Here is a 6,591-nt window from a genome sequence, read left to right as displayed (position 1 = left end):
GCCGGAGGAATATCGGCAACACAATCATTTGGCCGGGATCTCAAAAAATGCCTGGAACTAAAACGGGTCTATTTACACATCCGCCGGCACTTCCGCGTGAATCCTCGCCGCCAACGACAGCGCATTGACCATCACGCCTTTCGCCGTACCGGGATGCACGTTATTGCCGACGATTTTGATATTCACCGAGGCGGCATTGAAGTTTTCAAACTCCAGTTCGCCCACGCCGCCGCCGTCGACCGTATAGGCCCACTGCGCGCCAAACTCCTCAACATCGAAGTGCTTCGCGCCTTTCCCTACCTCTTCGTCAGGCGTAAACGCCACTTTAATATCGCCGTGGGGAATAGGATTACCTTTCAGCACCGCCAGCGCGGTCATGATCTCCGCAACACCGGCTTTATCGTCCGCGCCCAGCAATGTCTTACCATCGGTAGTAATCAGCGTCTGTCCCAGTAATTGATGCAGTACCGGGAACATCACGGGTGACAACACCTCATCGCCAATCCCTAATGCTATATCGCCGCCGCGATAATTCTCGACAATCTGCGGGTTAACGTTTTTACCGCTGAAATCCGGAGAGGTATCCACATGGGAGATAAAACCAATGGCGGGAATATCCCCCTCAACATTGGCCGGGAGCGTCGCCATCAACGTCCCTTTTTCACTTAATGTAATGTTAACCAGCCCCATCTCTTCGAGCTGCTGTTTGAGCAAACGTAGTAACTTCCACTGCCCCTCAGTGCTGGGAACCTGCCGAACACCCGACTTTGATTGGGTATCCAGCGATACGTAGTGTAAAAAACGCTCAAGTAGTTTATCCATGCAGTCACCCTCACTTTTCGTGACAACATTATTAATAAGCAAGAAAAGACAAATATTGCGTCAGGTCACTTTTATCCCTGCAAACAAGAATATTTCACTTTGACACGCTTTCTGACTATAAAGCTAAGTCAGTAATTCGCAACAAGGATTGGCGATCACAGTGGTTTGCCGTAGAATGACCGCCCTCATTAAGAGTGATTAAGGTGGTTAACCACAAACCCCGCAGCGGTCAGCCATCCGTTGCGTTTACATGGGACAGAGTAAGAAATTGAATAATCAACCGCGTTCGCTTTCACCGCTGGTGCTTTTGTCTGGAATTAGCAAAAGTTTCGATGGCAAAGAGGTCATTTCACAGCTGGATTTGACCATTAACAATGGCGAATTCCTCACGCTGCTTGGCCCTTCCGGCTGCGGTAAAACAACCGTTCTTCGCCTGATTGCCGGCCTGGAAACCGTTGATGCCGGGCATATCATGTTGGATAACCAGGATATCACCCACGTTCCCGCCGAAAATCGTTATGTAAATACCGTATTTCAAAGCTACGCTTTATTTCCGCATATGACGGTGTTTGAAAATGTCGCGTTTGGCTTACGGATGCAAAAAACGCCAGCCGCCGAGATAGCGCCTCGCGTGACCGATGCGCTGCGTATGGTGCAGCTTGAAGAGTTTGCACAACGTAAACCGCACCAGCTTTCCGGCGGACAGCAGCAGCGTGTGGCTATCGCTCGCGCGGTGGTGAATAAACCTCGCCTGTTATTACTGGATGAATCGCTCTCCGCGCTGGACTATAAATTGCGCAAACAAATGCAGAACGAGCTTAAAGCATTACAGCGTAAACTCGGTATCACGTTTGTTTTTGTCACTCACGATCAGGAAGAAGCGCTCACCATGTCCGATCGTATCGTGGTAATGCGTAATGGCGTGATTGAGCAAGACGGCACGCCGCGTGAAATCTATGAAGAGCCAAAAAACCTGTTTGTCGCCGGTTTTATCGGCGAAATTAACCGCTTTGACGCAACCGTCATTGAACGGCTTGATGAACAGCGCGTCCGCGCCAGCGTAGAAGGTCGGGAGTGCAATATATACGTCAATTTCGCTGTCGAACCAGGCCAAAAACTGAACGTCCTGCTGCGACCGGAAGATCTACGCGTCGAAGAGATCAACGATGATAACCACATCGAAGGGCTTATCGGCTACGTGCGCGAGCGCAATTATAAAGGTATGACGCTGGAGTCGGTGGTTGAACTGGAAAATGGCAAAATGGTGATGGTCAGCGAATTCTTCAACGAAGACGATCCTGACTTCGACCATTCACTTGACCAAAAAATGGCCATTAGTTGGGTAGAAAGCTGGGAGGTCGTACTGGCTGATGAAGAACACAAGTAAATTCCAGAATGTAGTGATTGTCACTATCGTCGGTTGGCTTGTGTTATTTGTTTTTCTGCCCAACCTGATGATCATTGGCACCAGCTTTCTGACCCGTGACGACGCCAGTTTCGTCAAGATGGTCTTTACGCTGGATAATTACGCACGCCTGCTCGATCCGCTCTATTTTGAAGTGCTCCTGCACTCTCTGAATATGGCGCTGATCGCCACCCTCTCCTGCCTGGTGCTGGGCTATCCTTTTGCCTGGTTCCTGGCGAAGTTACCGGAAAAGATACGTCCGTTATTGCTGTTTTTGCTGATCGTTCCTTTCTGGACCAACTCACTGATCCGCATCTATGGGCTGAAAATATTCCTGAGCACTAAAGGTTATCTCAATGAATTCCTGCTGTGGCTGGGCGTGATTGATACGCCGATTCGCATCATGTTCACCCCGAGCGCCGTTATTATCGGCCTGGTTTACATTTTGCTGCCGTTTATGGTCATGCCGCTCTACTCCAGCATTGAGAAGCTCGACAAACCGCTACTGGAGGCCGCACGCGATCTCGGCGCCAGTAAAATACAAACGTTCATCCGCATCATTATTCCATTAACCATGCCGGGCATTGTCGCCGGTTGCCTGCTCGTGATGCTACCGGCAATGGGCCTGTTCTACGTCTCCGATTTAATGGGTGGCGCGAAAAACCTGCTGATTGGTAACGTCATTAAGGTACAGTTCCTGAATATTCGCGACTGGCCGTTTGGCGCGGCGACCAGCATTACGCTGACCATTGTGATGGGACTCATGCTGTTGATTTACTGGCGGGCTTCCCGCTTGTTGAATAAAAAGGTGAGTGATATAAGCGATTAATTGCGCAACGCTAACAAATCCACGCGCATTCAGGCATGAAGTTTATTCAAGGGTAAACTTCATGCCTCCGGCATAAAAAACGCATGAAAGCAGTTGCCGCCAGTATTGCAAATCTACAACATCATCCGCGCCAGGCCTTCTTTTATTTTTACCTGTAGCGACGCTATCACAGACAGTAATGCGTTTATACGCGAAGCTCTCAGGTTTTATACTGATTGCCAGTCTCTTTTAAATATTATATTACATCTGATGCGCCCGCAGTTGAGATAAAAAGGGTCGATTTAATCAATTATGTAGTCATTTTTACTCCAGTTTAAGTGAGATTATTATGCCGATTACAATAGGGAATGGTTTTTTAAAAAGCGAAATACTTATCAATCCCCCAGGGAATACGAAAGAAACATGTTGCAAAGTTTTATGGGAAAAAATTAAAGACCTCTTTTTTTCTACTGGCAAAGCAAAAGCGGACCGTTGTCTACATGAGATGTTGTTTGCCGATTGCACCCCCACACGAGAGCGGCTTACAGAGATTTTTTTTGAGTTGAAGGCATTAGCCTGCGCATCGCAAAGAGATAGATTTCAGGTTCATAATCCTCATGAAAATGATGCCATCATGATTCTTCGTATCATGGATCAAAACGAAGAGAACGAATTGTTACGTATCACTCAAAATACCGATACCTTTAGCTGTGAAGTCATGGGGAAGGTCTATTTTTTAATGAAAGATCGCCCGGATATTTTAAAATCGCATCCACAAATGACGGCCATGATTAATAGAAGATATAGCGACATCGCAGATTACCCCCTCCCTTCGACATTATGTCTCAATCTTGCTGGCGCGCCGACATTATCGGTTTCATTAGACAACATAGAGGGGTATTTATATTCTGAATTGAGAAAAGGACATTTAGATGAGTGGAAAACGCAAGAAAAGGTAACCTACCTGGCAGCGAAAATTCAGTCTGGGATTGAAAAGACAACGCGCATTTTACAGCATGCGAATATATCCGAAAGTACTCAGCAAAACGCATTTTTAGAAACAATGGCGATGTGTGGATTAAAACAGCTTGAAATACCACCACCGCATACCCACATACCTATTGAAAAAATGGTAAAAGAGGTTTTACTGGCGGATAAGACGTTTCAGGCGTTCCTCGTAACGGATCCCAGCACCAGCCAAAGTATGTTAGCTGAGATAATCGAAGCCATCTCTGATAAGGTTTTTCACGCCATTTTTAGAATAGACCCCCAGGCTATACAAAAAATGGCGGAAGAACAGTTAACCACGCTACACGTTCGCTCAGAACAACAAAGCGGCTGCTTATGTTGTTTTTTATAAAATCAGACGACGCTTTCTCAGACGTCACGTTCAGGGTTTACTCACGTACTTCCTGTTTGCCTACAGAGTAACCTCTTGCCTGGCGCAATAATGCCGCATATGACCGGATCGGATGAGAATAGTCATTTAAATGGCCTTTTTTTCCCGCTCGTCTGGCAATTTGTTGTAAAATTCGCGGCTTCAAGCGGCAGCTTGCTTCTTCCTTGCTGCTGATAACCGCGAGACGTTTTGGAGAGATTTTGGAGAAGAGAAAAAATTGATCATTTTCAATACTCTAAAAGCACCCCATCCTCTGAATAAGAAGGTGGAACTTGAATGATCGGTCGGCTGCTCCGTGGCGGTTTCATGACTGCCATCTATGCGTATCTGTATATTCCCATCATTATTCTGATCGTGAACTCCTTCAACAGTTCGCGGTTCGGCATTAACTGGCAGGGCTTTACCACTAAATGGTACGAACTCCTGGTCAATAACGACAGTCTGTTGCAGGCCGCTCAACATTCACTGACGATGGCGATTTTTTCAGCGACCTTTGCCACGTTGATTGGCTCGTTAACCGCGGTGGCGCTTTATCGCTACCGCTTTCGCGGGAAGCCATTCGTCAGCGGGATGCTGTTTGTAGTAATGATGTCGCCGGATATCGTGATGGCGATCTCCCTGCTGGTGCTGTTTATGTTACTCGGCATTCAACTGGGCTTTTGGTCGTTGCTGTTCTCGCACATCACCTTTAGCCTGCCGTTTGTGGTCGTCACGGTCTATTCGCGCCTGAAAGGCTTTGATGTCAGAATGCTGGAAGCCGCAAAAGACCTGGGGGCCAGTGAGGTAACGATTTTACGCAAAATCATTCTGCCGCTGGCGATGCCGGCGGTGGCGGCGGGCTGGTTGCTGAGCTTTACGTTGTCGATGGACGATGTAGTAGTCTCGTCGTTTGTCACCGGGCCGGGCTATGAAATTTTACCCTTAAAGATTTATTCCATGGTAAAAGTCGGCGTTTCACCAGAAGTGAACGCGCTGGCGACCGTTTTATTGGTGCTGTCTCTGGTAATGGTCATTGCCAGCCAGCTTATTGCTCGTGATAAAACCAAGGGCCGATAAGGCCCGTAATTCAGGGGACGTTAAATGAAAAAATGGTCACGCCACCTGCTCGCGGCGGGCGCCCTGGCGCTGGGTATGAGTGCCGCTCATGCCTCCGACAACGACACGCTCTATTTCTATAACTGGACTGAGTATGTACCGCCGGGCCTGCTGGAACAGTTCACTAAAGAGACAGGCATTAAGGTGATTTATTCGACCTACGAGTCGAACGAAACCATGTATGCCAAACTCAAAACCTATAAAGATGGCGCGTATGACCTGGTTGTTCCTTCTACATACTATGTCGACAAAATGCGCAAAGAAGGCATGATCCAGAAGATCGATAAGTCGAAATTAACCAATTTCCACAACCTCGATCCGGAAATGCTCAACAAACCGTTTGACCCCAACAACGATTATTCTGTCCCGTATATCTGGGGCGCAACGGCGATTGGCGTGAACAGCGATGCTATCGATCCCAAAACCATTACCAGCTGGGCTGACTTGTGGAAACCGGAATATAAAAACAGCCTGCTTTTAACCGACGATGCGCGAGAAGTCTTCCAGATGGCGCTGCGCAAGCTAGGTTATTCCGGTAACACTACCGATCCGAAAGAGATTGAAGCGGCATATGAAGAGTTGAAAAAACTGATGCCGAACGTAGCGGCCTTCAACTCCGATAATCCGGCGAATCCGTATATGGAAGGGGAAGTCAACCTGGGGATGGTGTGGAACGGTTCGGCCTTCGTTGCTCGTCAGGCTGGCACGCCGCTGGAGGTCGTCTGGCCGAAGGAAGGCGGTATTTTCTGGATGGACAGCCTGGCTATTCCGGCGAACGCGAAAAATAAAGAGGGCGCGCTGAAGCTAATCAACTTCCTGCTGCGTCCTGACGTCGCGAAAGAGGTGGCAGAAACCATCGGCTACCCTACCCCCAACCTGGCGGCGCGTAAGCTGTTAAGCCCGGAGGTCGCCAATGATAAGTCGCTCTATCCGGATGCGCAAACCATCAGCAAAGGCGAGTGGCAAAACGATGTCGGCGACGCCAGCGCCATTTATGAAGAGTATTATCAGAAGCTAAAAGCAGGACGCTAATTCAGCCAAAGCGCCTGTCGGGCCTACAGA

The 6,591-nt window shown here is 48.3% G+C and carries 5 protein-coding genes and 1 pseudogene; 5 read left to right on the top strand and 1 reads right to left on the bottom strand.

Annotated features, from left to right (window positions below):
• Positions 1-78: 78 nt before the first annotated feature.
• Positions 79-822, bottom strand: a pseudogene (gene pepT / locus ACLJQD_RS10060) (peptidase T); the annotation flags it as partial.
• Positions 823-1,072: 250 nt separating this feature from the next.
• On the opposite strand from pepT, the gene potA reads away from it, so the two are divergent.
• The 5 genes from potA (at position 1,073) to potD (ending at position 6,561) form a co-directional block, all read left to right on the top strand.
• Complete coding sequence (potA, locus tag ACLJQD_RS10055) at positions 1,073-2,209, top strand: spermidine/putrescine ABC transporter ATP-binding protein PotA (RefSeq protein ID WP_000531607.1); 1,137 nt, start codon at positions 1,073-1,075, stop codon at positions 2,207-2,209.
• The gene (potB, locus tag ACLJQD_RS10050; protein ID WP_000799390.1) at positions 2,193-3,056 is read left to right on the top strand and encodes a spermidine/putrescine ABC transporter permease PotB; all 864 of its coding nucleotides are present in this window, start codon (positions 2,193-2,195) and stop codon (positions 3,054-3,056) included. The genes potA and potB overlap by 17 nt, the downstream gene beginning before the upstream one ends.
• Positions 3,057-3,384: 328 nt before the next feature.
• Positions 3,385-4,395 carry an SPI-2 type III secretion system effector SifA gene (gene sifA, locus ACLJQD_RS10045; protein WP_017440972.1) on the top strand — a complete coding sequence of 337 codons (1,011 nt, stop codon included), beginning with the start codon at positions 3,385-3,387 and terminating at the stop codon, positions 4,393-4,395.
• Between the two features lie 315 nt (positions 4,396-4,710).
• Positions 4,711-5,490, top strand: coding sequence for a spermidine/putrescine ABC transporter permease PotC (gene potC, locus ACLJQD_RS10040; RefSeq protein ID WP_000580299.1), 780 nt, complete (start codon positions 4,711-4,713; stop codon positions 5,488-5,490).
• 24 nt (positions 5,491-5,514) lie between these two features.
• Positions 5,515-6,561 (top strand): spermidine/putrescine ABC transporter substrate-binding protein PotD, encoded by a 1,047-nt coding sequence (potD, locus tag ACLJQD_RS10035; protein ID WP_000759329.1) that lies wholly within the window; start codon positions 5,515-5,517, stop codon positions 6,559-6,561.
• The last annotated feature ends 30 nt before the right edge of the window (positions 6,562-6,591 follow it).

The organism is Salmonella sp. SAL04214 (assembly GCF_046550615.1).
GTDB lineage: Bacteria > Pseudomonadota > Gammaproteobacteria > Enterobacterales > Enterobacteriaceae > Salmonella > Salmonella enterica.
This window is presented reverse-complemented; position numbering and strand designations above follow the sequence as displayed.

Excerpts from the sequence above, each read along its gene's own strand:
- potB (WP_000799390.1), top strand. The coding sequence starts at position 2,193 with ATGAAGAACACAAGTAAATTCCAGAATGTAGTGATTGTCACTATCGTC.
- sifA (WP_017440972.1), top strand. The coding sequence starts at position 3,385 with ATGCCGATTACAATAGGGAATGGTTTTTTAAAAAGCGAAATACTTATC.
- potD (WP_000759329.1), top strand. The coding sequence starts at position 5,515 with ATGAAAAAATGGTCACGCCACCTGCTCGCGGCGGGCGCCCTGGCGCTG.
- potC (WP_000580299.1), top strand. The coding sequence starts at position 4,711 with ATGATCGGTCGGCTGCTCCGTGGCGGTTTCATGACTGCCATCTATGCG.
- potA (WP_000531607.1), top strand. The coding sequence starts at position 1,073 with ATGGGACAGAGTAAGAAATTGAATAATCAACCGCGTTCGCTTTCACCG.